General features: G+C 69.7%; 24 protein-coding genes. 18 read left to right on the forward strand and 6 right to left on the reverse strand.

Annotated features, from left to right (window positions below):
* Positions 1-92 precede the first annotated feature (92 nt).
* From aceE to LY625_RS10420, 6 genes are all read left to right on the forward strand, one after another.
* Entirely contained in the window at positions 93-2798 is a 2706-nt protein-coding gene (gene aceE / locus LY625_RS10395) for a pyruvate dehydrogenase (acetyl-transferring), homodimeric type (protein ID WP_233740135.1), read from the forward strand.
* Positions 2799-3037: 239 nt separating this feature from the next.
* Complete coding sequence (locus LY625_RS10400; protein WP_233740136.1) at positions 3038-3757, forward strand: PIN domain-containing protein; 720 nt, start codon at positions 3038-3040, stop codon at positions 3755-3757.
* Between the two features lie 135 nt (positions 3758-3892).
* On the forward strand, positions 3893-5644 hold the full coding sequence (locus tag LY625_RS10405) for a diguanylate cyclase (protein ID WP_233740137.1): 1752 nt from the start codon (positions 3893-3895) through the stop codon (positions 5642-5644).
* A gap of 91 nt (positions 5645-5735) precedes the next feature.
* Complete coding sequence (locus LY625_RS10410; protein ID WP_233740138.1) at positions 5736-7604, forward strand: DUF885 domain-containing protein; 1869 nt, start codon at positions 5736-5738, stop codon at positions 7602-7604.
* Positions 7605-7726: 122 nt separating this feature from the next.
* Complete coding sequence (locus tag LY625_RS10415) at positions 7727-8155, forward strand: DUF2231 domain-containing protein (RefSeq protein WP_233740139.1); 429 nt, start codon at positions 7727-7729, stop codon at positions 8153-8155.
* Positions 8152-9438 carry a sorbosone dehydrogenase family protein gene (locus LY625_RS10420; protein WP_233740140.1) on the forward strand — a complete coding sequence of 429 codons (1287 nt, stop codon included), beginning with the start codon at positions 8152-8154 and terminating at the stop codon, positions 9436-9438. Before LY625_RS10415 ends, LY625_RS10420 begins: the two co-directional genes overlap by 4 nt.
* Here LY625_RS10420 and LY625_RS10425 read toward each other — a convergent pair.
* The 3 genes from LY625_RS10425 to LY625_RS10435 are packed head-to-tail and all read right to left on the reverse strand — an operon-like array spanning position 9403 to position 11853.
* Positions 9403-9780 carry a hypothetical protein gene (locus LY625_RS10425; RefSeq protein ID WP_233740141.1) on the reverse strand — a complete coding sequence of 126 codons (378 nt, stop codon included), beginning with the start codon at positions 9778-9780 and terminating at the stop codon, positions 9403-9405. The genes LY625_RS10420 and LY625_RS10425 overlap by 36 nt on opposite strands.
* Before the next feature lie 23 nt (positions 9781-9803).
* Positions 9804-10592: a LytTR family DNA-binding domain-containing protein gene (locus LY625_RS10430; protein ID WP_233740142.1), complete on the reverse strand. Its 789-nt coding sequence runs from the start codon at positions 10590-10592 to the stop codon at positions 9804-9806.
* Positions 10585-11853: a histidine kinase gene (locus tag LY625_RS10435; RefSeq protein WP_233740143.1), complete on the reverse strand. Its 1269-nt coding sequence runs from the start codon at positions 11851-11853 to the stop codon at positions 10585-10587. The genes LY625_RS10430 and LY625_RS10435 overlap by 8 nt, the downstream gene beginning before the upstream one ends.
* Positions 11854-11991: 138 nt before the next feature.
* On the opposite strand from LY625_RS10435, the gene LY625_RS10440 reads away from it, so the two are divergent.
* From LY625_RS10440 to msrA, 5 genes are all read left to right on the forward strand, one after another.
* Positions 11992-12666 carry an ABC transporter ATP-binding protein gene (locus LY625_RS10440; RefSeq protein ID WP_233740144.1) on the forward strand — a complete coding sequence of 225 codons (675 nt, stop codon included), beginning with the start codon at positions 11992-11994 and terminating at the stop codon, positions 12664-12666.
* Entirely contained in the window at positions 12663-15125 is a 2463-nt protein-coding gene (locus LY625_RS13520) for an FtsX-like permease family protein (RefSeq protein WP_233740145.1), read from the forward strand. The genes LY625_RS10440 and LY625_RS13520 overlap by 4 nt, the downstream gene beginning before the upstream one ends.
* A 1-nt stretch (position 15126) precedes the next feature.
* A complete protein-coding gene (locus LY625_RS10450; RefSeq protein ID WP_233740146.1) occupies positions 15127-16170 on the forward strand; it encodes a lipocalin-like domain-containing protein in 1044 nt (347 codons plus the stop codon).
* Positions 16171-16257: 87 nt separating this feature from the next.
* Positions 16258-16707: a peptide-methionine (R)-S-oxide reductase MsrB gene (msrB, locus tag LY625_RS10455; RefSeq protein WP_233740147.1), complete on the forward strand. Its 450-nt coding sequence runs from the start codon at positions 16258-16260 to the stop codon at positions 16705-16707.
* Positions 16704-17207, forward strand: coding sequence for a peptide-methionine (S)-S-oxide reductase MsrA (gene msrA / locus LY625_RS10460; RefSeq protein WP_233740148.1), 504 nt, complete (start codon positions 16704-16706; stop codon positions 17205-17207). The genes msrB and msrA overlap by 4 nt, the downstream gene beginning before the upstream one ends.
* Positions 17208-17290: 83 nt before the next feature.
* On the opposite strand, the gene LY625_RS10465 is transcribed toward msrA, so the two are convergent.
* The 3 genes from LY625_RS10465 to LY625_RS10475 form a co-directional block, all read right to left on the reverse strand.
* A complete protein-coding gene (locus LY625_RS10465) occupies positions 17291-17644 on the reverse strand; it encodes a hypothetical protein (RefSeq protein WP_233740149.1) in 354 nt (117 codons plus the stop codon).
* Positions 17645-17773: 129 nt separating this feature from the next.
* The gene (locus tag LY625_RS10470; RefSeq protein WP_233740150.1) at positions 17774-18502 is read right to left on the reverse strand and encodes a glycosyltransferase; all 729 of its coding nucleotides are present in this window, start codon (positions 18500-18502) and stop codon (positions 17774-17776) included.
* Complete coding sequence (locus LY625_RS10475) at positions 18499-19290, reverse strand: alpha/beta hydrolase-fold protein (RefSeq protein ID WP_233740151.1); 792 nt, start codon at positions 19288-19290, stop codon at positions 18499-18501. Before LY625_RS10475 ends, LY625_RS10470 begins: the two co-directional genes overlap by 4 nt.
* A 231-nt stretch (positions 19291-19521) precedes the next feature.
* On the opposite strand from LY625_RS10475, the gene LY625_RS10480 reads away from it, so the two are divergent.
* From LY625_RS10480 to LY625_RS10510, 7 genes are all read left to right on the forward strand, one after another.
* Positions 19522-19935 (forward strand): Hsp20/alpha crystallin family protein, encoded by a 414-nt coding sequence (locus LY625_RS10480; RefSeq protein ID WP_233740249.1) that lies wholly within the window; start codon positions 19522-19524, stop codon positions 19933-19935.
* A 168-nt stretch (positions 19936-20103) separates the two neighbouring features.
* Complete coding sequence (locus LY625_RS10485; protein ID WP_233740152.1) at positions 20104-20355, forward strand: hypothetical protein; 252 nt, start codon at positions 20104-20106, stop codon at positions 20353-20355.
* On the forward strand, positions 20355-20636 hold the full coding sequence (locus LY625_RS10490; protein WP_233740153.1) for a hypothetical protein: 282 nt from the start codon (positions 20355-20357) through the stop codon (positions 20634-20636). Before LY625_RS10485 ends, LY625_RS10490 begins: the two co-directional genes overlap by 1 nt.
* 3 nt (positions 20637-20639) lie before the next feature.
* Complete coding sequence (locus LY625_RS10495; RefSeq protein WP_233740154.1) at positions 20640-21311, forward strand: SDR family oxidoreductase; 672 nt, start codon at positions 20640-20642, stop codon at positions 21309-21311.
* Positions 21312-21584: 273 nt separating this feature from the next.
* Complete coding sequence (locus LY625_RS10500) at positions 21585-23282, forward strand: sodium:solute symporter family protein (protein WP_233740155.1); 1698 nt, start codon at positions 21585-21587, stop codon at positions 23280-23282.
* Positions 23283-23305: 23 nt separating this feature from the next.
* A complete protein-coding gene (locus LY625_RS10505; protein ID WP_233740156.1) occupies positions 23306-23437 on the forward strand; it encodes a putative transporter small subunit in 132 nt (43 codons plus the stop codon).
* Between the two features lie 68 nt (positions 23438-23505).
* Positions 23506-23814 carry a hypothetical protein gene (locus tag LY625_RS10510; RefSeq protein WP_233740157.1) on the forward strand — a complete coding sequence of 103 codons (309 nt, stop codon included), beginning with the start codon at positions 23506-23508 and terminating at the stop codon, positions 23812-23814.
* The last annotated feature ends 1 nt before the right edge of the window (position 23815 follow it).

Here is a 23815-nt window from a genome sequence, read left to right on the forward strand (position 1 = left end):
ATCCACCCGGCGGGGAAAACCCGCCCGCTGATAGAATCCAACGAACCGCATTCCCCCACATACCGAGGCGCGGCCAAGGGGCCGCGAGGCGCATGACCACGACGTACGAAAGCCCGTTCGCAGCCCTGTTCCAGGACGATCCCGATCCCGCCGAGACCCAGGAATGGATCGACTCGGTCACTGCCGTCATCCAGAACGACGGTGCCCAGCGCGCCCACCAGCTGCTGCAGGGGATGGTCGAGGTCACCCGCCGCGCCGGCGCCCACCTGCCGTTCGCCCCCACCACCGAGTACATCAACACCATCCCGCCGCACATGGAGGCCAAGAGCCCCGGTGACCACGCGCTGGAGTGGAAGATCCGCTCGATCATCCGCTGGAACGCCATGGCCATGGTGGTCCGCGCCAACCGCAAGCCGGGCGACCTGGGCGGCCACATCGCCAGCTTCGCCTCCGGCGCGACCCTGTACGACGTGGGTTTCAACCACTTCTGGCGCGCCCCGTCGGAGGACCACCCGGGTGACCTGCTGTACATCCAGGGCCACAGTTCGCCGGGCATCTACGCGCGCTCCTTCCTGGAAGGCCGCATCAGCGAGGAGCAGCTGGACTGCTTCCGCATGGAGACCGGGGGCAAGGGGCTGCCGTCCTACCCGCACCCGTGGCTGATGCCGGACTACTGGCAGACCCCGACCGTCTCCATGGGCCTGGGCCCGATCGCCGCCATCTACCAGGCGCGCAACTGGAAGTACCTGGAGGCCCGCGGCCTGATGCCGAAGACCGACCGCAAGGTCTGGTGCTTCCTGGGCGACGGCGAGACCGACGAGCCCGAGTCCCTGGGCGCGATCTCGGTGGCCGGCCGCGAGGGCTTGGACAACCTGGTCTTCGTCATCAACTGCAACCTGCAGCGCCTGGACGGCCCGGTGCGTGGCAACGGCAAGATCATCCAGGAACTGGAAGGCGTGTTCCGCGGCGCCGGCTGGAACGTGATCAAGAACATCTGGGGCAGCTACTGGGATCCGCTGCTGGCCCGCGACACCAGCGGCAAGCTGCGCCAGCTGATGATGGAAACCGTCGACGGCGAGTACCAGAACTGCAAGGCCTTCGGCGGCGCGTACACCCGCGAGCACTTCTTCGGCAAGTACCCGGAGACCGCACAGCTGGTCGCCAACCTGAGCGATGAAGACATCTGGCGCCTCAACCGTGGTGGCCACGACCCGCACAAGGTCTACGCCGCCTACGACCAGGCGGTGAACACCAGGGGCATGCCGACCGTGATCCTGGCCAAGACGGTCAAGGGCTACGGCATGGGCGCGTCGGGCGAGGCACTGAACCCGACCCACCAGACCAAGAAGATGGACGACGAGGCGGTGAAGCTGTTCCGCGACCGCTTCAACCTGCCGATCAGCGACGAGCAGCTGGCCGACGGCCAGGTGCCGTTCTACCACCCCGGCGAGGATTCCGAGGAAGTCCAGTACATGAAGGCTCGCCGGGCCGAGCTGGGCGGCCACCTGCCGCAGCGCCGGCGCAAGGCCAGCCAGAGCCTGAAGGTGCCGGGGCTGAACACCTTCGAGCGCCTGCTCAAGGGCACCGGCGACCGCGAGATCAGCACCACCATGGCCTTCGTGCAGGCGATGAACATCACCCTGCGCGACAAGCAGGTCGGCCCGCGCATCGTGCCGATCGTCGCCGACGAGGCGCGCACCTTCGGCATGGAGGGCATGTTCCGCCAGATCGGCATCTACGCCCCGCACGGCCAGAAGTACAAGCCGGTCGACCGCGACCAGCTGATGTACTACCGCGAGGACCAGTCCGGCCAGGTGCTGCAGGAAGGCATCACCGAGGCCGGCGCCTTCGCCAGCTGGATGGCCGCGGCGACCAGCTACTCGACCAACGACCTGCAGCTGCTGCCCTGCTACATCTACTACTCGATGTTCGGCTTCCAGCGCGTCGGCGACGCCGCCTGGCAGGCCGGCGACATGCGCGCGCGCGGCTTCCTGCTGGGCGGCACCGCCGGCCGCACCACGCTGAATGGTGAAGGCCTGCAGCACGAGGACGGCCAGAGCCAGGTCCAGGCCGGCCTGATCCCCAACGTGCGCAGCTACGACCCCTCCTTCAGCTACGAGGTCGTTACCCTGTTCCAGCACGGCATGAAGCGCATGCTCCAGGACCAGGTCGACGAGTACTGGTACCTGACCCTGATGAACGAGAACTACACCCACCCGGAGATGCCCGAGGGCAGCGCCGAGGGGATCATCAAGGGCATGTACCTGCTGAAGGACGGCGGCAAGCCGGGCAAGGACGACAGGCGCGTCCAGCTGATGGGCAGCGGCACCATCCTCAACGAGGTGATCGCCGCCGCGGAGCTGCTGGAGAAGGACTTCGGCGTCACCGCCGACATCTGGTCGTGCCCCAGCTTCAACGAGCTGGCCCGCGACGGCCACGACGCCCACCGCGCGGCCGCCCTCCACCCGGAGGCCAAGAAGCCGCGCAAGCCGTACGTGACCGAACTGCTGGAAGGCCGCCAGGGCCCGGCGGTCGCCGCCACCGACTACGTGCGCCTGTTCGCCGAGCAGATCCGCGCCTTCGTGCCGATGCGCTACACCGTGCTGGGCACCGACGGCTACGGCCGCTCCGACACCCGTGCCAACCTGCGCTCGCACTTCGAGGTGGACCGTTACCACGTGGCGCACGCCGCGATCGTCGCCCTGGCCGCGGAGGGCAGGATGACTGCCAAGGACGTGGCGCGGGCGATCAAGGAGTACGGGATCGATACTGACAAGCCGAACCCGCTGCTGGCGTAATTCCGATGCCCCTCTCCCGCTTGCGGGAGGGGGGTGTGGTGCGGCAAGGGCGCAGCACAGGCCCCGGGACACGCCTCCGCATCAACCACGCCGGGGCCGGCAACGGTCGTCCCACGCCGGCTCTCGGCACCTGACGTGCCAGCTTCCGAACAGATGAAGGCGCTGGCATAGCAGTCCAGTCCGCGCAAGGCACCAGGGCTGGCTATACTCGACGCTCCACTGCGGTTCTGGGGAACGGCTTGGGCGGCGAGATCTTCCTGATCGACTTCGAGAACGTGCAGCCGACCAGCATCGGGCGGCTCAAGCCGGGCGCGTGCCGGATCCACGTGTTCCTCGGCCAGAACCAGAAGAGCGTTCCGGTGGAACTGCCGCAGGCCCTGCAACCGTTCGGGGCCGATGCCTGCTACACCCGGATCACCGGCAACGGCCCCAACGCGCTGGATTTCCACATCGCGTTCTACATCGGCCGTCTCGCTTGTGAGCATCCGTCCGCGCGGTTCACGATCGTTTCGAAGGACACGGGCTTCGACCCGTTGGTGAAACACCTCGCGACGTTGGGGATTGCCTGCAGGCGTGTTGGCGCGCTGCCAGGGGCTCCGAAGCAGGCGAAGGCTGGCATTGTCGCAACGCCAGTCGCGAAAAAGGCGACCACGCCTGCGTCGAAGGCGCCAGCAAAGCCGAACAATGTCGTGGTCACGGTGCTGCCGGAGAAGAACGGCAAGGCGGCTCCGCCTGCGGGCTCCCGGCCAGGCGCCAAGATCAACGAGGACGAGGTGTTGAAGCGCCTGGAAGGCATGAAAGCGGCCAGGCCGGCGAAACTGAAGACGCTGCAATCTTCGATGCTTGCCTGGTTTACGCCAGCCCTGGCTGCCAGTGAGGTAGACACAATCATCAAGAGCCTCGCCGACCGGAAGAAGATCAGGGTCGAAGGGGCGAAGGTCACGTATTCATTGGGTTGAAGGCCGGGCCGGAGGGTCCATCAAGCAACAAGTGCGAAGCCAACCACGGCACGGGCCGCAGAGGGGATGTGCCTCAAGAATCCAGCACCGTGGCCGATCTCCAGGCATCCACCCGTGTCTGATCCGGTGCCGCGTATGTCCGTTCAAGCAACGCCTTACGCCTTGGCAGCTGGCCGTGCACGCCGGCGCGCCGTCATTTTCCGGTCGGCCTGGCTGCTGCTGGCCATCGGACTGACTTGCTTCGCCTGGGCCGCTCCAGCTGCCGCTGCGATGGCGGAGCCCGTCGCGATGACCGGTCAGTGGGCACCGGTCGAGCCGCCGGTCGCGGCTCCAACGCACCCAGCCGGACCACAACTGCGCAGCTTCGACCCGGGCGCGCTGCATTCGTTCGGTCGCCCGCCGGGTGGCGCGCTTGTGCTGCTGCATCCCCGCGCCGGCGCATGGCCGGAGGGTCCGCTGGTGTTGTCGATCACCTCGCCCGGATTCCAGCACATCACCCTGCAGCGGCCCGGCGCGCCACCGCAGGACGCGCGCATGATCGACGCCGGCGAAGGTCGCTGGCCGGGACATGGCCGTCTGGTGTTCGACGTTCCCGAGTTGCCGGCCGGCGGTGAGCCGCTGCGGCTGCACGTCGATGCGCGCGATGCGATCCCCTCGGCGATGACGTTCGAGCTGCGCAGCGTGTCCGACCACCTGCGGGCCGATGCGCGCTGGCTCGCGTTCGCGACCGCCTGTCTCACGACGATGGTGGCGACGGCTCTGATCGCGCTGTTTTTCGGCCTGTGCCTGCGCGATGGGGCCTTTGTGCTCTACAGCGTCTACGTGCTCACCTATGCCGCCATCCAGGGGGCGCAGACCGGTTATTTCATGCATCCGCTCGAGTGGGAGCGCGTGGCCGCCACCGTGCCGGCCTGGGGACGCGCCGTCACTGCCGTGTCGGTTGTCGCCGCGGTGCTGTTCCTCGACCGCTTCGCACCCCTGGAGCGCTGGCTGTCGTCGATGCGGCGCTGGCTGTGGCTGTACTGCGGGCTGATGCTGGTCCTGGTGGCAATGGGGTACATCCCCACGCTGCAGACGACCGCGCGACAGCTGATCAATCCGGTGCTGATCCTCGGCGGCCCGCTGTTGCTCGGCACTGCCGTGGTCGCAGCGTGGCGGGGATCGCGCTATGCGGCAATTTTCCTGCTCGGCTGGTTGCCGCTGCTGGGCGTGACCGTGCTCGGCAGCCTGCAGCTCTACGGCATCGCCCGGGGTTGGACATGGAGCGGCGATGCGGCTTTGGCGGCCGGCGCATTCGAGGCGATCGTGCTGTCGCTGGGCCTGGCTGAACGCGCCGCGTCGGTGCGCCGCCAGCGCGACCAGGCGCAGGCACTGGCCGACCAGGACCCGCTGACCGAGGTACTCAACCGCCGTGCCTGGCAGCAGAAGGTGCAGGCGCTCATCGCGGCGGGCGGGCCCGGATTGTCCGTGCTGTTCCTGGATATCGATCGCTTCAAGCAGATCAACGACCGCGTTGGCCACGACGGCGGCGACCGCGTGCTCAGGCTGTTCGTCGAGGTGCTGCGAAGCGTCCTGCGCGAGCGCGACATGATCGGCCGGTACGGTGGGGAGGAGTTCGTGGTCGGATTGCCCGCCACCCCCACTGGCGAGGCCTGCGCGGTGGCCGATCGCATCCGTGCCGCACTGCGGGACGCTTCACCCTATGCCGGGATGGACATCGCCTTCACCGTGAGCGTCGGCGTGGCGACACTGCGGTCCGGAGAGTCGCTGGACGTACTGCTGCGCCGCGCCGACGCTGCGGTGTATGTCGCCAAGGACCGCGGGCGCGACTGCGTGGTGGTCGGTGAAGGAGAGGCTGTCGGCGATGCCGTAGCGCTCCTCCAATGATAGGCAGTGGACCGCCCGCTGCCGCTCCGTCGACCGCTTGCGGCATCATCGGCTTCCCGGGAGCGACACTCCCACCAGCACCGGAGCCGCCATGCGCCGCACCCTCGTCGTATCCGCCCTGTCCCTGGCCCTGCTGACCGCCTGCTCGGCGCCCGCACAGACGGGTGCCAACGCCTCGGCTCCCGAGGCCACGTCCGCGCAGGCCAATGCCGCCGCCGAGGACGCCCGGCTCAACGACTGGTTCGAGCGCAAGTACGAGGAGCAGCTCCAGTTCAGCCCCATCCAGATGGCGTTCCTCGGCCGCAAGGACCGTTATTCCGAGCTCGACGACATGTCCCGCGAGGCGGCGGATGCGCAGCTGGCCTGGCAGGTCGCGGCGGTCGAGGAGATGAAGTCGAGCTTCGACTACGACGCACTGGGCGCCGACGCCCGGCTGTCCTGGGACCTGTTCGAATACCAGATGGAGACCGCCCGGGCGGCGCACCGCTTTGCCGACCACCACTATCCATTCGAACAGATGGGCGGCGCGCAGTCCTTCCTGCCGACCTTCCTGATCAACTTCCACAAGGTCGAGGACGAGTCCGACTACACCGCCTACATCGCGCGCCTGCGTGAGGTGCCGCGCGCGTTCGGGCAGCTGATGGAGCAGGTGGAGCGCTCGGCGGAGCTGGGGATCCGGCCACCGCGCTTCGCCCACGAGGGCGTGATCGAGCAGGCCGGCAAGGTCGTCACCGGCGCGCCGTTCACCGGGGGCGAGGACAGCGCGTTGTGGGCCGATGCACAGGCCAAGGCCGATGCACTGGTGGAGGCCGGCGTGATCGACGCCGCCCGTGCCCGGGCGCTGAAGGACGAGGCGCGCGCGGCGCTGGTCGAGGCAGTGCAGCCGGCTTTCGACGAGGTGATCGCCTGGTACACGGCCGACCTGCCGAACGCGCTGGAGAACCCGTCCGGCGTGGGCACCACGCACCCGGACGGCGCGGCGTACTACGCCGAGCGCCTGCGTGCCTCCACCACCACCGACCTGACGGCCGAGCAGGTCCACCAGATCGGCCTGGAGGAGGTCGTCCGCATCCGCGGCGAAATGGAGGCGCTGAAGGAGCGCGTCGGCTTCGAGGGCGACCTGCAGGCGTTCTTCGAATTCGTCCGCACCGACCCGCAGTTCAAGTACCCCGATACCGACGCCGGGCGGCAGGCCTACATCGACGATGCCACCGCCGCGATCGAGACCATCAAGGAGCATCTGCCCGAGTACTTCGGCCTGCTGCCCAAGGCCGACCTGGTGGTAAAGCGCGTGGAGCCGTTCCGCGAAGTCGACGGCGCCGCCCAGCACTACTATCCGAGCACGCCGGACGGCTCACGCCCGGGCATCTACTACGCCCACCTGTCCGACATGGACGCGATGCCGAAGACCGAACTGGAGGTCATCGCCTACCACGAGGGGTTGCCGGGCCATCACATGCAGATCGCCATTGCCCAGGAGCTGGAGGGCATGCCGGAGTTCCGCAAGCAGGCCGGTTTCAGCGCCTATGCCGAAGGCTGGGGTCTGTACGCGGAGTGGCTGGCGCGCGAGATGCCGGGGACCTACACCGATCCGTACTCCGAATACGGCCGCCTGACCTCGGAGATGTGGCGGGCGATCCGCCTGGTGGTCGACACCGGCCTGCACGCCAAAGGCTGGACCCAGCAGCAGGCGGTCGACTTCTTCTCCGAGAACAGCTCGGTCCCGGCGGAGGCGATCCAGGCCGAAGTGCGCCGCTACATCACCTGGCCCGGCCAGGCGACCAGCTACAAGATCGGCATGATCCGCATCCAGGAACTGCGCGCGAAGGCCGAGGCCGAGCTGGGCGACGACTTCGACATCCGCGGCTTCCACGATGCCGTGCTGGACGGTGGCGCCCTGCCGCTGACGCTGCTGGAGCGCAAGGTCGGGCAGTGGATCGAGGACCAGAAGCGGGGCTGATCCCCGCTGGCCATGACGGGGTGCAGCGCCGTAGCGCGGAGCGTTCCACCGCCTTCGCCCCGCCTCCACGACCGATATGCTGGTGTGTCCCCGCATTCAGCCGCGCCTTATGGAGGTGCCACATGGCCGTCATCCACGACCGGACCCGCTTGCGGTCGGTCCACCCGTTCCATGCCTTCTTCGTCGCCGGCATGGTTCCGCTGTTCCTGGGCGCGCTGCTGTGCGACTGGACCTACTCCGGCAGCGCCCACATCCAGTGGAGCAACTTCGCCTCCTGGTTGATCGTCGGGGCGATGGTGCTGTGCGGCATCGCGCTGGTGTTCGCGATCGTCGACCTGGTCCGCGTGCGCGGGCGCGATGGCCGCACGCTGCTGCAGCTGCTGGTGGTGGCCGCCACGTTCGTACTCGGCTTCATCAACGCGCTGGTCCACGGCCAGGATGCATGGGCGATCATGCCCGAGGCTCCCTGGCTGTCATTGCTGGTGTTCCTGCTCGCCTGCGTGGCGGCGTGGCTCGCCTTCTCCGGTCGCCGCGTGGGAGGTGTGGAATGAACCGTTCGATCCTGTTTTCCGCCGTCGCCGCTTCGGTCCTGCTGGCCGCCTGCGGAAGCGAGCCGCCGCCGCCGAATCACGGTACCAATCCGACCCTCGGGGAATACGAGCGCGGATTGCTGCCCAGCATGGTCATCGCCAGCCCGGCCGAGTGGGGTGATCGCCAGCCGGTGGTGCCGGACGGCTACCAGGTCTCGGCCATCGCCACCGACCTGGGCATCCCGCGCCAGACACTGGTACTGCCCAACGGCGACATCCTGGTGGCGGAAGGACGGGGCGGCAACGCGCCGTCGCTCAAGCCCAAGGACATCATTGCCGGGCCGATCAAGTCGGCGGGCACCACTTCGGTCGACAGCGGAAACCGCCTGACCCTGCTGCGCGATGCCGACGGCGACGGCACCTACGAGCTGCAGACCGTGTTCGCCGGCAACCTCGACGCGCCGTACGGGCTGGCGCTGGTGGGCGACCAGTTGTATGTCGCCAACCAGGGCGAGGTGGTCCGCTTCGACTATAGCGTCGGCCAGACCCGCGCCAGCGGCGAGCCGGTCACGGTCACTCCGCTGCCCTCGGAGATCAACCACCACTGGACCAAGGCGATGACGGCGAGTGCGGACGGCCGCTTCCTCTACGTCGGCATCGGCTCCAACAGCAACATCACCGAGCGCGGCATGACCGCCGAGCAGAACCGCGCGGTGGTATGGGAGATCGACCCGCAGACCGGGATGCACCGCGAGTACGCCAGCGGCCTGCGCAATCCCACCGCGCTGGCCATCCAGCCCGGTACCGGCCAGTTGTGGGCGGTGGTGAACGAGCGCGACGAGCTTGGGCCCAACCTGGTGCCCGACTACCTGACCGCGGTGCGCGAAGGCGGCTTCTACGGCTGGCCCTACGCCTACTGGGGTCCTAACGAGGATCCGCGGGTGAAGCCGCAGGACCCGGAAAAGGTCGCCTCGACCATCACCCCGGACTACAGCCTGGGCTCGCACGTGGCCTCGCTCGGGGTGGACTTCTCGGTGCCGGCGATGGGCGCGGAATTCGCCGAGGGCGCGTTCGTCGGCATGCACGGCAGCTGGAACCGCAGCGTGCCGGTCGGCTACAAGGTGGTGTTCGTGCCGTTCCGCAACGGCATGCCCGTTGGCGATCCCATCGACTTCGTCACCGGCTTCCGCGACGACGACAACACCTATGGCCGTCCGGTCGGGGTGACGGTCGACCCACGCGGTGCGCTGATCGTGGCCGACGACCTGTCAAATACGATCTGGCGCGTGACCCCGGTCCGCTGAACCGGCGGCGCACGGGGGAACCGGGCCACCGGCATCCACGCACAGGTGGATGTGGGCCAGGCCCGGTACCTGCCGGCTGTCGCCACTGTCGAGGGTGAAGCGCTTCAGCGGGTGCAGCCCGCACGCGGCCGGGTTCCCGCAGCCGCGGGGATAGACCGTGTAGTGGCAGTGCCCGCTGACGCTGCGCAGGCACTCGAAATGGCCCACGCCGGCATGCACCACCACGCGGCTGTACAGGATCTCGGCATTGCCGTGGCGCAGGTGGTGGACGAAGGTGCCGCCGCCGAAATCGACGCCGACCAGCGACAGCACGAAAGCACACAACGCAAGCAACGTGTTCATGGGTCACCTCGAAGAAGCCGGGTTCACATGTGCCGGAACAGCGCCATGAACGCCGCGCTGACGGCGAGGGTCTCGGGGCGCGACTTCAGCCGCACGGTGCCGCGGCCGCTGTCGTCGCGGACCACGCCGGCGATCGCCCGCAGGTTGACGATCGTCGAGCGGTGGATCTGCTTGAAGCTGTTGGCATCGAGCACCGCCAGCAGGTCCTTGATCGGCGTGCGCAGCAGCGCCTCGCCGTCGGCGGTGACGACGCTGGTGTACTTGTTGTCGGCGCGGAAGTAGGCGACGTCGTCGACCAGGATCAACCGGGTCTCGCGGCCGGCGCTGGCGGTCAGCCAGGTCAGCGGCAGTGGCGCGTCGTCCCCCCGCCGTTGCAGACCCGGGTGCGCGCCCAGGCGTTCCAGCAGGCCGGCCAGTGCCGCGGCCTCGTTGTTGCCGCTGCGCGCCTGCAGCCGCTCGACGGTCGCGGCCAGGCGCCCGGGCTTGATCGGCTTGAGCAGGTAGTCGACCGCGCCATGCTCGAACGCATCCACCGCGTACTGGTCATAGGCGGTCACGAACACGATCTGCGTCGCGGGGCTCGCCTCGACCGCGGCGGCCGCGACTTCCAGCCCGCTCAGGCCGGGCATGCGGATGTCGAGGAAGGCGACGTCCGGGCGGTGGTCGGCGAGCGCTTCGACCGCACTGGCGCCGTCCTCGCACTCGGCCACGACCCGCAGCTGCGGCCAGGCGGTGGCGAGCTGGTCGAGCAGGGCACGGCGCAGCAGCGCCTCGTCCTCGGCGACGATGCAGGTTGGCGCGTGCTCAGGCATGGACGGCCTCGCGTTCGGAGCGGGCGGGGACCGAAATGGTGGCCGCGACGCCGGCCGGGAAGTTGGCGACCACCGCCAGCGACGCAGTACCGCCGAATGCCAGCCGCAGCCGCTCGCGTACGTTCTTCAGACCGATGCCGGTGCCGGTGGTCCTGGAGTTGAAGCCGTCGCCATCGTCGGCCACCGTCACCGCCACCTCGCCGTCGCTGCCGCGCGCACGGATCCACACGGTGCCGCCGCCGGTGCGTGGTTCCAGCCCGTGCTTGATCGCGTTCTCGACCAATACCTGCAGCATCATCGGCGGCAGCGCGGTCGCGCGCAGCGGTTCGGGGACGTCGATCTGCACGCCCAGGCGCGGGCCCATGCGGATCTTCAGGATCTCCAGGTAGGCGATCGCGCGCTCGAGCTCGGCGCCGAGGGTCGACATCGCCTCGTCGGCGCTCGGCAGCGAGTGCCGCAGGTACTGGATCAGGTGGCCGAGCATCTCGTCGGCGCGCGCCGGGTCGCCGCGGGTCAGCAGCTGTGCGCTGGCCAGGGTGTTGTAGAGGAAGTGCGGCTCGACCTGGGCGTGCAGCAGGTTCAGCCTGGCGACGGTGAGTTCCTTCTCGGTCGCGGTCTGCGCGGCATCGGCCTTCTCGCCGCGGCGGCGCTCGGCGACCCGGCGGCTGATCGCGCGGGTGATCGCCTCGGCGTTCTCGTAGTTGGTGGCGTCGTCGACCAGGAACCAGTCGCTCCAGGCCGGGCTTTCCGGCTCGCAGATCAGGGTGACGCTGCCGCTGTCGTCGCCCGGGGTGACGGTGGCGAGGATCTGGTTGCGCGGAATCCCGAACCACCACAGCAGCGGGTTCCAGCGGCCCAGCGAGTGCTCGCCGTAGCTCTTGGGCCGACCGACCCGGGCGCGGACCTGCAGGCTGTCGCGGGCGCTCTCGACGTGCTCGATGCGTGGCAACTCGCGGATTGCCGCGTCCAGCAGGTCGAACGCCTCCCCGGCCTCGAACGGGATCTCGACCTGCCGGCGCTGGCGGTTGGCCAGGGTCGACTTGTCGATGCGCCCGGCGATCAGCCGCACCCGGCCCAGGTGCGAGAGCGCGCCGGCGACCACCAGCGCCATGGTGATCATGCCGGCGAGCACGACCGGCCATTCGATCCAGCCGATCAGCGGCAGGCTGGACCACAGCGACGCCACCAGGACGATCGCCAGCAGCCAGGCGATGGCGAGGCGCAGGACGAAGAAGATGCTCTTGATCACGGGCGGGTCCATGGAGGTCGATTGCGGCCGAGCATAGCGAGCGGGAACCCGGTGGAGCCGGCCGGTCCGACCAGTCGCCGGATGCGCCGACGAAACGCGGCCAGGGCGGATCGGCGGCATGATGACGGGCGGTGTGCTCCAGTACGTCCGATGCTCCGGATCCACGACCTGCACAAGAGTTACCCCACCCCGCAGGGCCTGCTGCCGGTGCTGCAGGGCGTCGACCTGCGGCTGGAGCGCGGCGGCAGCCTGGCGTTGATGGGCGAGTCGGGCAGCGGCAAGAGCACGCTGCTGCACCTGGTCGCCGGCCTGGACCGGGCCGACCGCGGGCACATCCACGCCGATGGCCGCGCCCTGCATGCGATGGGCGAGCGGCAGCTGGCACAGTGGCGGCGCTGCGGCATCGGCCTCATCTTCCAGCAGTTCAACCTGGTCGGCAGCCTGACCGTGGCCGATAACCTGGCGTTCCAGGCGCGCCTGGCGGGGCGCCACGATCCACGCTGGGAGGCGGAGCTGGTGGAGCGGCTCGGCCTCGGGGCGATACTCGGGCGCTATCCGGAGCAGCTGTCCGGTGGCCAGCAGCAGCGCGTGGCGCTGGGTCGTGCGCTGGCCTCCAGGCCGCCCCTGGTGCTGGCCGACGAGCCCACCGGCAACCTGGACGAGGCCACTGCCGACCAGGTGCTCGCCCTGCTATTGGCACTGGTGGAGGGCAGCGGTGCCACGCTGCTGATGGTGACCCACAGCCCGCAGGTCGCCGCACGGCTGCAACGCACGGTGGTGTTGCGCGCCGGGCGGGTGCATCCGGGGCCAGGCGACGTGCCGTGAGCGTGGTCGGCTGGACGCTGCGCGCGCTGCTGGGCCACTGGCGCCGGCACCCGGTGCAGTTCTTCAGTCTGTTTGCCGGCCTGTGGCTGGCCACCGCGTTGCTGACCGGCGTGCAGGCGCTCAACGGCCAGGCGCGCAAAAGTTACGCGCTGGCCAGCGCGCTGGTCGGCGGTCCGCCGCAGCTGCGGCTGGAAGCGGTCGACGGGCGGCCGCTGCCGCAGGCGGCCTTCAGCGAACTGCGGCGGCAGGGTTGGCCGGTCTCGCCGGTGCTGGAAGGCCGGGTCGGGCTGGCCGACGGCGGGCGCCGGTTGCGGGTCACCGGGATCGAGCCGGTCAGCCTGCCCGACGGCAGCCGGATGGCCGGCGAGTCGACCGGGGCGTCGGCGGTGATCGATTTCATCTCGCCGCCCGGCGAAACCTGGATCGCGCCGCAGACCCTGTCCGAGCTCGGGCTGCGGGCGGGTGACACGCCGTTGCTGGACAACGGCGAGCGCCTGCCGCCGTTGCAACCGCGCGGGCGGATGGCGCCGGGGACGCTGCTGGTCGACATCGGCGTGGCCCAGCGCCTGCTGCGCGCGCCGGGGGAACTCACCCGCCTGCTGCTGCCTGCCGACGCGGAAGGCGCGTTGCCGCCACCCTGGAGTACCCGCTTGCGCTGGAACCGCCCGGGCGAGAACGAACTCGACCGCCTCGCCGACAGCTTCCACCTCAATCTGACCGCGCTGGGATTGCTGGCCTTTGCCGTCGGCCTGTTCATCGTGCACGCGGCAATCGGGCTGGCGCTGGAGCAGCGTCGGCCGCTGTTACGGACCCTGCGGGCGACCGGGGTCGAGGTCCGCGTGCTGTTGCTGGCACTGGTGCTGGAACTCGGTGCATTGGCCTTGCTTGGCGGCCCGGCGGGGGTGTTGAGCGGCTACCTGCTGGCCAGTGCGCTGCTGCCGGACGTCGCCGCCAGCCTGCGCGGGCTGTATGGCGCCGAGGTTGGCGGGACACTCGCGCTCAGTCCGGCGTGGTGGCTGGCCGGCATCGGACTGGCGGTGCTGGGCGCCCTGCTGGCCGGCGCCAGCAGCCTGTGGCGGGCCGCGCGGCTGCCGCTGCTGGCACTGGCCGGCAGCGAGGCCTGGGTCCAGGCGCATCGCGCCTGGTTGCGGCGCCAGGGCGCGCTCGCGGCGATCGCGGCCGTGGTCGCGCTGCTGGCTTGGGCGCTGGGTGACAGCCTCGCCAGCGGCTTCGTGCTGCTCGGAAGCCTGTTGCTGGCGGCCGCGCTGGCCCTGCCGTTGATGCTGGGCGGCCTGTTGCGGCTGCTGCCGGTACGCGGCCGTTCGCCGCTGGCCGGCTGGTTCCTCGCCGACTGCCGGCAGCAGCTTCCGGCGCTGAGCCTGGCGCTGATGGCCCTGCTGCTCGCGGTGGCCGCGAACGTCGGCGCCGGCAGCATGACCGAAGGCTTCCGCTGGACCTTCACCGGCTGGCTCGACCAGCGGCTGGCCGCCGAGTTGTACGTGCGCCCGCTGGACCAGGCGCAGGCTGCGGCGGTCACCGCCTGGCTGAATGCCGAGCCCCGGGCGGGCACGGTTACCCGGGTCATCGACCTGGAGGTGGACGTGGGCGGCAGCCCGGTCGAGGTGTCCGGCATCCCCGACGACCCGCTGTACCGCGAGCACTGGCCGCTGCTGGCGTCCGCGGCTGCACCCTGGGACGCGCTCGCGGACGGCGGGACGCTGATGCTGAGCGAGCAGCTGGCACGGCGGCTGGGCGTGGGCGTGGGTGACCTGCTCGCGCTGCCGGGTGCCTCCGGCCCCTGGCAGGCCCGGATCGTCGCGGTCTATGCCGACTACGGCAACCCGCGCGGGCACGTGCTGGTCGGCCTGGACGAATTGCGCCGCCACTGGCCCGGGGCGCCGGTCACCCGGCTCGCAGTGCGGGTCCACCCGGCGGCGGTCGATGGCCTCGCCCTGCGCCTGCAGCAGGCGTTCGGCCTCGGCGATGACCGGGTGATCGACCAGGCGCGGCTGAAGGGCTGGGCCACCCAGGTGTTCGAGCGCACCTTCAGCGCCACCACCGCGCTCAACACCCTGACCCTGGGGGTGGCCGGCGTCGCGTTGTTCATCGCCCTGCTGACCCAGGCCGAGGGGAGGCTGGCGCAGCTGGCGCCGCTGTGGGCGGCCGGCGTCACCCGTGCGCGCCTGATGCAGCTCAACGCCGCGCAGACCTGGTTGCTGGCCGGATTGACCCTGCTGCTGGCGCTGCCGCTGGGCATCCTGCTGGCGTGGTGCCTGGTGGCGGTGATCAACGTGCAGGCATTCGGCTGGCGGTTGCCGCTGCAGGTGTTTCCCGGCCAGTTGCTGCGCCTGGCTGGCTGGGGTGCGCTGGCGACGCTGCTCGCCTCCGCCCTGCCGCTGTGGAAGCTGTGGCGCAGCCGGCCGGTCGAACTGCTGGGGGCCTTTGCCAATGAACGTTAGGGTGCTCGCCTTGGTGCTGGTCCTGCTGGGCGGCTGCGCGGAGCCGGCGCCGACGACCGAGGGCTTCGCCGGGCTGGGGCGGGAGAGCGGAGGCTTCGCCCGGGTGCTGCCCGGCAGGCCACTCGCGTTTCCCGCCGATCACGGCGCACACCCCGACTTCCGCATCGAATGGTGGTATCTCACCGCCAATCTCGAGGATGCGGAGGGCAACGACTATGGCGTGCAGTGGACGCTGTTCCGCAGCGCGCTGCGCCCGGGTGCGGACGAGCCTGGCTGGGGCAACGGCAACCTGTTCATGGGGCACGCGGGGGTGACCGGCGAAGGCGTCCACCGCGCCGCCGAACGCCTGGCCCGTGGCGGAGTGGGGCAGGCCGGGGTCGATGCAGTGCCGTTCCGCGCCTGGATCGATGACTGGACACTCGGCGGCGATCCGGAGGCGGGCATGCAGGTGCAGGCCCATGGCCGGGATTTTGCCTACCGCCTGGCACTGGACCCGCGCGGCCCGCTGGTGCTGCAGGGCGACGCCGGCTACAGCCGCAAGTCGGCCGACGGGCAGGCCTCCTACTACTACAGCCAGCCCTTCCTGCACGCCACCGGCACGTTGGAGATCGACGGTCGGCAAGTCGAAGTCAATGGCCCGGCCTGGATGGACCGCGAATGGAGCAGCCAGCCGCTGGCCGGCGACCAGCTCGGCTGGGACTGGTTCTCGCTGCGGCTGGACGACGGGGCCCGCCTGATGGCGTTCCAGCTGCGCCACCGCGATGGCGGCCGGTACCTGAGCGGGACCTGGATCGCGCCCGATGGCCGCGCGAGCGCGCTTGACGGCAGTGTGATCAAGCTGCGGCCACTGGGGTGGACCACGGTGGCCGGGCGCGAGCTGCCGACGCGCTGGTCGCTGTCGGTGCCAGGCCACCTCGCGCAGGTCGAGCTGGCCACAGTCAATCCGCAGGCGTGGATGGACCTGGACACACCCTACTGGGAAGGGCCGGTGCGGGTGCACGGCGGCGCCAGTGGGGTCGGCTTTCTCGAGATGACCGGGTACTGAGCGCGCCCGCGCTTGAGCTTCGCGCCGCAGCCCCCAACCATTGGATGTTCCATCGCCGGCCCCGCCCTCAGTTGCAGGAGTCCCCCCATGCACCAGTACAGCAAGAACCCCGACGCAATCGCCCGGCTCACCCCGGAGCAGTATCGCGTCACCCAGCAGAGCGGCACCGAACCGCCCGGCACCGGCGAGTACCTGTCCAACAAGGCACCGGGCATCTACGTCGACGTGGTCTCCGGCGAGCCGCTGTTCGCCTCGTCCGACAAGTTCGAGTCCGGCTGCGGCTGGCCGAGCTTCACCAGGCCGATCGAGCCGGCCCATGTCGCCGAACTGCGCGATACCACCCACGGCATGATCCGCACCGAGGTGCGCTCGACCCGTGGCGACAGCCATCTGGGGCACGTGTTTCCCGATGGACCGCCGGACCGCGGGGGACTGCGCTACTGCATCAACTCCGCGGCGCTGCGCTTCATTCCGCGCGAGCGGATGGAGGCCGAGGGCTACGGCGATTACCTTGACCAGGTGGAGGACATCCGATGAACACCGAACGCGCGGTACTGGCGGGTGGCTGTTTCTGGGGCATGCAGGACCTGATCCGCAAGCGGCCCGGGGTGCTCTCCACCCGGGTCGGCTACAGCGGTGGCGACGTGCCGAACGCGACCTACCGCAACCACGGCACGCATGCCGAGTCGATCGAGGTCGTGTTCGATCCGGAGATCGTCGGTTATCGCGACCTGCTGGAGTTCTTCTTCCAGATGCACGACCCGACTACCGAGGACCGGCAGGGCAACGACATCGGCAGTTCCTACCGTTCGGCGATCTTCTACACCTCCCCGGAGCAGAAGCAGGTGGCCGAGGACACCATCGCCGATGTCGACGCCTCCGGGCTGTGGCCGGGCAAGGTGGTGACCCGGGTCGAGCCGGTGGGTGACTTCTGGGAAGCCGAGCCGGAGCACCAGGACTACCTGGAGCGGCTGCCGGACGGCTACACCTGCCACTTCGTGCGGCCGGACTGGAAGCTGCCGCGGCGCCAGGGCTGAAGCGACGCGGCCATAACGGCCGGGGCGCAACAGAAACAAGGCGGCCAGATGGCCGCCTTGTCTGTTTCCATGAACGGCGGGGCTTACCGCTGGAGGTCGCGATCGGCCTCGTTGATTTCCTGCTCGATCTCCTCGCCGGTGTCCTCGAGGGGATCGTTCTCCATGTACTCGCGGTCCACCGCGCCGTCACGGACGCGGTCGTCGGCGCGGTATGGATCGTTGACATCACCCATGGTGCGCACGTCGCGATCGCTGCGGTCGAGCGCGTCGTCCTGCAGGCGCGGGGTGTTCTCGTCGAGGATCGGCTCCGCCGCAGCGGTGGTTGCCGGGGTGTCGACGCGGTCGTCGGCGGTATGGACGCCTGCCTCGCCACAGGCGGCGAGCGCCAGGGTGCCGGCGAGTGCAAGGGCGAGGGCCGGGGTGTTGAATCGGGTCACGGTCTTCTCCTCTGGCGGCCCTCTCGCGAGAGCCATCGGGTGGCGCCAGGAACACCCTGGCATGGTCCGGGAGGCTCGCAGGCTGCCCGTTAAACTCGGGCTAAGCGCGGGTGAAGGGTGCGTGGGCGTTCAGTTCAGCGGTGGATCGCTGTCGCTGCTGTCATCGCGACCGCTGCCATACCAGAACGCCCGCTCGCGGCCGGGCCGCACCTCCCGCTGGCCGAGTACGCCGAAACGCAGGAACAGCCGTGCGTGCTCCAGCACCCCATGGGTGCGCAGCTTCCGCCCGGAGGTGGTGACCGTCTCGCGCAGCACCACGCAGTGCCCGAGCCGGCGCAGCGCCCGCACGAACGCCAGGTCCTCGCCGGCCGAACGGGACTCGTCGAACCCGCCTGCGGCCTCGTAGGCCGGCCGGGTGCAGAACAGGAAGGCGCCGCCGGCGATTCCCGCGATGCGGAACAGTGGCGCGGCCACGCGCTGCAACCGCCGTGCACGTGCCGGCGCATCGCCGCCCAGCACCACGCTGGCGCCGCCACCGGCCGCGCCCGCGCTCAGCGCCCGCATGGCGGCCTCCAGCACCGGGGCATTGATCCGGGTGTCGGCGTCGACGAAGAACAGCCACGCGCCGCGGGCCTGCCGCGCTCCGGCGTTGCGGGTGGCGGCGATCTGCCGGTAGTGGACCGATACCACGATTGCGCCGTGCTTGCGCGCCACCGCGGCAGTGGCGTCGGTCGAGCCGTCGTCGACCACCAGGACCTCGTGCGCCAGCCCGGCGGCGCCGGCCGCTTCGGCGATCGCCTGCAGCGTGCCGCCCAGCAGCGCCTCCTCGTTCCAGGCAGGGACGACGAAGGAGATCATCTGCCGGGCATCATGGCGGCGACCGCCGACATCGCCGCGGGCAGCACGCTGCCGTGGCCTTCGCCCTCGATCAGCTCGAACCGGCAATCGGCGCCGAGGCCGGACAGCCGCTCGGCGAACGCGCTGGTGTAGTCGATCATGTGCGGCTCGCCCAGCAGCGCGGCCGCCTGTTCGCCTTCGATCCGGACGGGCTTTTCCGGGCCGACCCGTTGTTCCTCCGAGCCCACAGTCAGCAGCACCCGGCGGCCGCGGAGCGCGTCGCCGGCATGCCGGTCCAGTTCGGTGAAGATCCGCTTCCCGTCCCACCACAGCGACGGGCTCGCCGCCGCCCAGGCGCAGAACAGGTCCGGCCGCCGCACCAGCGTGTCGAGCACGAACAGTCCGCTGAGCGAATGCCCGGCCAGCACTTGCGCGGACGGATCGACTGGCAGCTGTTCCGCGGCCAGGGGTTGCAGCGTGCCGGCCAGGAGATCGAGGAATCGCCCGCAGTCGCCGTCATGGCCCCATTCGCCGCCCCCTCTCGGAGCCGGCACCCCGCCGTGCGCGGGCGGGGTGAAGTCCCGCCGCCGCAATCCCTGGTCGACAGGGCCTGCGCCTTGCCAGCCGAGGCCGATCACCACCACCGAATCCGCGCGGTCCGCCGCGTCGAGTGCCTGTTGCATGGGCCCCCAGGTCGTGGGCGCATCCAGCAGCCACAGCAGCGGGAAGCCACCGGGCGGGGGGTCGGCGGCCGGCAGGTGCAACTGGAAGGCATGGTCGGTGCCGGTGTCGGGTTCGAAACTGGCCATCGGTTGGGGTGCGCTGGCAACAGGGTGTTCCAAGGTCGCGGCGACCCCGTGAACGCGCCGCTTAATGATCGGCAACCTGGAGGCCGCCGGTGGGCGCGCAGCGCTTGGATTGTGGCGGGCGGCGCATACCTCTGTGGACAGGAGCGGACCAGCCGCTCAAGACGATATGAGGAGAAAGGCATGAACCAGATCAACCGCCAGCGGGGCAACTGGCCCCGCAGCCAGGATCCGATGGGCCAGCTGTTCGACCGCCTGTTCGACGGCAGCCTGTTCAACGACAGCAGCAGCGACGAGTCTTCCGTGGTGACCAGCCAGTGGGTGCCGCGGGTGGACATCAAGGAGGAGACCGGCCGTTTCGTCCTGTACGCCGACATCCCCGGGGTGGACCCGGCCGACATCGAGGTACAGATGGACAAGGGCCTGCTCACCATCAAGGGCGAGCGGACCAGCGCCAGCAAGGAAGAGGGTGAGCGCTTCTCGCGCGTCGAGCGCCGGCATGGCGTGTTCCACCGCCGCTTCGCGTTGCCCGACAGCGCCGATCCCGAGGGCATCACCGCCCACGGTGAGCACGGGGTGCTGGAGATCGTGATCCCGAAGCGCCCGGAGACCACGCCGCGGCGGATCCAGGTCGGGAATCGCGGCTGATTCCCTCCGGAGTCCACCCGGGTGCGGCCAAGGGTCTTGCCCGGGCCAGGCTCGATACCGCTCGACCCGCCAGTTGCCAAGGGCAGCCGGCGGGTTTTTCCTGTGGGCTTTACGGAGTGGTCACCGGGGCGGGTCGAGCATGGGCGTCCACCGTACAGGACCAACGCCATGGCCACGCCCCCTCCCACGCCGGGTGATCCGAAGTCCCGGCTGACCCAGCACGCTCCCGACGTGCCGCCCAATGACGACCGTGCCGACACCGGCCGCGACACGGGGCTGGAGGGCGGGGCCGACGCGGCCAGCCACACACTCGGTAGCACCAGCGGGGGCGAGCGTGCATCGGCAGGCCAGGCCGATGAAAACCGCTCCTCGCGCGACCATGGCAACTCGTTGCAGGAACACGACCCGGGAGGACTGTGATGAACGATCCACGTGAGCAGGACCACGATGCCGGCGGGCCCGGCGCCAGTGACCGGAAGCGCGCCTTCGATGCCGATGGCGTGCGCGAGGACGAGCCCACCGCCGAGCGCCTGTTGCGCGAGGCCGGGCGCGACACGCTGGGCGGTGGGGCAATCGACACCCCGGACGGCGAGCGCACCGAAACGCGGGACCAGCTCGAGGGACTGGGCGGCAGCGGCATCCCTGCAGTGGACGATGTGCGCAGTGACGTGCCCGACGACGAGTTGAGGGAGAACCGCTGAGCCATGAAGACCGTCCTGATCACCGGTGCCAACCGCGGCATCGGGCTCGCCCTGGCCCGGCAGTACATCGAGCGTGGCGACCGGGTCATCGGCGTGTGCCGCCACTCCAGTGACGAGCTGGAAGCCACCGGCGCGCGGGTCGAAGCCGGCGTTGACGTGACCGATGGCGCGGCGGTTGCCCGACTGGCCTCGCGGCTGGAAGGCGAGTCGATCGACGTGCTGCTGCTCAATGCCGGCGTGCTGGTGCGCGACGCCTTGGGCAGCCTGGACGAGGACGCCTTCGAGGCGATGCGGCTGCAGTTCGAGGTGAACACCATCGGCCCGTTGCGGGTGGTGCAGGCCTTGCTGGACCGGCTGCACGACGGCTCCAGCGTGGCGATCATCACCAGCCGCATGGGCTCCATGGCCGACAACGGGTCGGGCGGGTCCTACGGCTACCGTGCTTCCAAGGCGGCGGTCAATGCGGTCGGCAAATCGCTGGCGGTCGACCTGGCGCCGCGCGGGATCGCGGTACTGCTGCTGCACCCGGGCTACGTGGCCACCGACATGGTGGGTGGCAAGGGCGACGTGCAGCCGGCGCAGGCCGCCGCCGGGCTCATCGAGCGCATCGACGAGCTCGGGCTGGACGACAGCGGCAGCTTCTGGCACGCGAAGGGGGACCCGCTCCCCTGGTAGCTGGAGGCGCTGGTGGAACACTGTGTTGCGTGACAATGGGTGATCGGGTCGTTAGGGTTGCGTGATTCGCCGCGCCCTGATGCCGATGCTGCCGCCAGGCAGTGACCGGGGCGCTTTTCCGGCGCAAGACGATCCACCTGCCTGCGGCGCCAATGCGCGCGCCGCGTCCGACGCCCTTTTCCTGCGTCCCGTCGACCCCTGCCGTCGACTCCGGTCGGTTCGCCTGCGCCCTGCAGGCACCCATGCCTGCCCTGACCGGAGGACCCACTGCCCGTGGATGGTTTCTCGTTCTACCAGCTCCAGACCTCGACCGTGCTGTTGCTGCTGCTTGCGTTCTACGGCGGCACCTTCCTGTTGTCGATGCGGATCGGGCGCAAGAGCGAGAACGTCGACGGGTACATGAATTCCACCGGCGCGGTCGGCTTCGGCATCTCCGCCGCCAGCATGACCGCGACCTGGATCTGGGCCGCCTCGTTCTATGCCGCCGCCACCTCCGGCTACAAGTACGGCATCTCCGGGCCGATCCACTACGGGCTGTGGGGGGCGCTGATGATCCTGTTCATCTATCCCTTCGGCATGCGCTTCCGCAAGCTGGCGCCCGAGGCGCACACCTTGGCGGAGATCATCCACGCCCGCCACGGACGTTCCAGCCAGCTGATCCTCGCCGGCTCGAACATCGTCGGCAGCCTGATCAGCCTGATGGCCAACTTCACCGCCGCCGGCGCGCTGGTGGCGATGCTCTCGCCGCTGGAGTTCGTGCACGGGGTACTGATCGCCGGCGTCGGCACGCTCGCGTACACGCTGTGGTCCGGGTTCCGGGCCTCGGTGCTGACCGACGTGGTGCAGGTGGCGGCGATGCTGGGCGCGGCCGCGATCATCATTCCGGCGGTGTTCTTCAGTGCCGGCGGCACCGAGGTGGTCAGCCAGGGCTGGGACCGCTTCACCGCCGAGCAGGCCAGCCTGTTCTCGAAGACCGCGTTCCTGGAGCAGGGCGCACCGTACTTCGCCGCGGTGCTCGCCTATGCGATCGGCAACCAGACCATTGCCCAGCGGCTGTTCGCGGTGCGCGAGGACATGATCAAGCCGACCTTCATCTCGGCCACCATCTCCTACGGGGCGACGGTGATCGGCCTGGGCATGCTCGGCGTGGTCGCCTTGATGGTGGGCCTGGAGCCGGCCGGGGGCGACCACAACAACCTGATCCCGCAGATGGCCTCGAACTATCTCAGCCCGGTGCTGATCGGGGTGTTCTTCGTCATGGTCATCGGCTCGCTGTCCTCGACCGCGGACTCGGACCTGGCGGCGCTGTCGTCGATCGTCATGGCCGACATCTACGGCCGCAACCTGGCCCGAGGCCGGGTCGATCCCAGGGTCATGCTGTGGGTCGGCCGCCTGACCATGATCGCGGCGACCACCGCGGGCCTGGTGTTCGCCAGCTACCGCATCGACATCCTCGCGCTGCTGGTGTTCGTCGGCGCGCTGTGGGGCTCGATCGTGTTCCCGGTGATCGCCAGCCTGTACTGGCCGAAGGTCGACAACCGGGCATTCACCGTCTCGGTGCTGGTCTCGCTGGTGGTGTTCTGCGCGGTGCGTTTCGGGCTGGTGCCGCTGGACGGGACGGGCGCGCTGCTGCTGGAGGCGTTCGCGACCATCGGTGCCGGCGTGGTGCTGGGGCTGATGGCCTTCGGCTTCTTCGGCATCAGGGCCGGGCTGTTGGTCGGCATCGGTGCCGCGCTGGGCCTCGCCCCGTTCACCCTGGGCTTTCTGCGTGACTACACGGTGTTGCTGAGCTCGCTCAACGCCTACGGCGTGAGCACCGTGGTCTGCACCCTGCTGAGCATTCGCAGCAACGAGGACTTCGACTTCGACCTGATCCGCCGGCGGGTCACCGCCTTCCACGAGCAAGACCACGGCGCCGTTGAGCCGGGCATGGACGTGGCGCATGGCGCCGGCCAGCCCGGCCGCGCCTGAACCACACGACGGAGGACGACGAAATGAATGACATCCTGATGACCGCCTACATCCTGGTCTGGCCGATCCTGGTCGCGATCATGATGTTCGTCATGGGCCGGGCCGTCGTGCGCGATTTCCTGCGCGCCCGGCGGAACGGCGAGGACATGGTCTGACCCGGTGATCGCGGTGAGCTAACGCCCCCGGTGCAAGTCTGGACGCGAACCCTGATTGGAGGATCACGATGACCGGCCATGACAACGACCGCGAACGACAGGTAGACCGTGGCCGCAGTGGCCAGCCCGGCGGTGCGTACGCCGGCGGCGAGGCCAGCGGACACAAGCAGGGGCTCCACCAGCCCGACGACGACAAGCGGGTGGAGGACGCACTCGACACCGTGCGCCTGCGCGACAGTGGCGCGGCCGTCGAGGATCAGGTCCGCGACAAGCGCGGGAAGGGCGTGCGTGGCGGCTACGACGACTCCGTCGATAGCCAGGCGGGCGACGGCCCGGTGAGTGACGAACAGGTCGCCCGTTCCCCCCGCAACACCTGAG

The organism is Lysobacter sp. GX 14042 (assembly GCF_021390425.1).
Classification (GTDB): domain Bacteria; phylum Pseudomonadota; class Gammaproteobacteria; order Xanthomonadales; family Xanthomonadaceae; genus Novilysobacter.

What these genes read in the sequence shown, in the direction of transcription:
- aceE (WP_233740135.1), top strand. Translation starts at nt 93, where the DNA reads ATGACCACGACGTACGAAAGCCCGTTCGCAGCCCTGTTCCAGGACGAT.
- LY625_RS10405 (WP_233740137.1), top strand. Translation starts at nt 3,893, where the DNA reads ATGTCCGTTCAAGCAACGCCTTACGCCTTGGCAGCTGGCCGTGCACGC.
- LY625_RS10410 (WP_233740138.1), top strand. Translation starts at nt 5,736, where the DNA reads ATGCGCCGCACCCTCGTCGTATCCGCCCTGTCCCTGGCCCTGCTGACC.
- LY625_RS10415 (WP_233740139.1), top strand. Translation starts at nt 7,727, where the DNA reads ATGGCCGTCATCCACGACCGGACCCGCTTGCGGTCGGTCCACCCGTTC.
- LY625_RS10420 (WP_233740140.1), top strand. Translation starts at nt 8,152, where the DNA reads ATGAACCGTTCGATCCTGTTTTCCGCCGTCGCCGCTTCGGTCCTGCTG.
- LY625_RS10425 (WP_233740141.1), bottom strand. Translation starts at nt 9,780, where the DNA reads ATGAACACGTTGCTTGCGTTGTGTGCTTTCGTGCTGTCGCTGGTCGGC.
- LY625_RS10430 (WP_233740142.1), bottom strand. Translation starts at nt 10,592, where the DNA reads ATGCCTGAGCACGCGCCAACCTGCATCGTCGCCGAGGACGAGGCGCTG.
- LY625_RS10435 (WP_233740143.1), bottom strand. Translation starts at nt 11,853, where the DNA reads ATGGACCCGCCCGTGATCAAGAGCATCTTCTTCGTCCTGCGCCTCGCC.
- LY625_RS10440 (WP_233740144.1), top strand. Translation starts at nt 11,992, where the DNA reads ATGCTCCGGATCCACGACCTGCACAAGAGTTACCCCACCCCGCAGGGC.
- msrB (WP_233740147.1), top strand. Translation starts at nt 16,258, where the DNA reads ATGCACCAGTACAGCAAGAACCCCGACGCAATCGCCCGGCTCACCCCG.
- msrA (WP_233740148.1), top strand. Translation starts at nt 16,704, where the DNA reads ATGAACACCGAACGCGCGGTACTGGCGGGTGGCTGTTTCTGGGGCATG.
- LY625_RS10470 (WP_233740150.1), bottom strand. Translation starts at nt 18,502, where the DNA reads ATGATCTCCTTCGTCGTCCCTGCCTGGAACGAGGAGGCGCTGCTGGGC.
- LY625_RS10475 (WP_233740151.1), bottom strand. Translation starts at nt 19,290, where the DNA reads ATGGCCAGTTTCGAACCCGACACCGGCACCGACCATGCCTTCCAGTTG.
- LY625_RS10480 (WP_233740249.1), top strand. Translation starts at nt 19,522, where the DNA reads ATGGGCCAGCTGTTCGACCGCCTGTTCGACGGCAGCCTGTTCAACGAC.
- LY625_RS10485 (WP_233740152.1), top strand. Translation starts at nt 20,104, where the DNA reads ATGGCCACGCCCCCTCCCACGCCGGGTGATCCGAAGTCCCGGCTGACC.
- LY625_RS10490 (WP_233740153.1), top strand. Translation starts at nt 20,355, where the DNA reads ATGAACGATCCACGTGAGCAGGACCACGATGCCGGCGGGCCCGGCGCC.
- LY625_RS10495 (WP_233740154.1), top strand. Translation starts at nt 20,640, where the DNA reads ATGAAGACCGTCCTGATCACCGGTGCCAACCGCGGCATCGGGCTCGCC.
- LY625_RS10505 (WP_233740156.1), top strand. Translation starts at nt 23,306, where the DNA reads ATGAATGACATCCTGATGACCGCCTACATCCTGGTCTGGCCGATCCTG.
- LY625_RS10510 (WP_233740157.1), top strand. Translation starts at nt 23,506, where the DNA reads ATGACCGGCCATGACAACGACCGCGAACGACAGGTAGACCGTGGCCGC.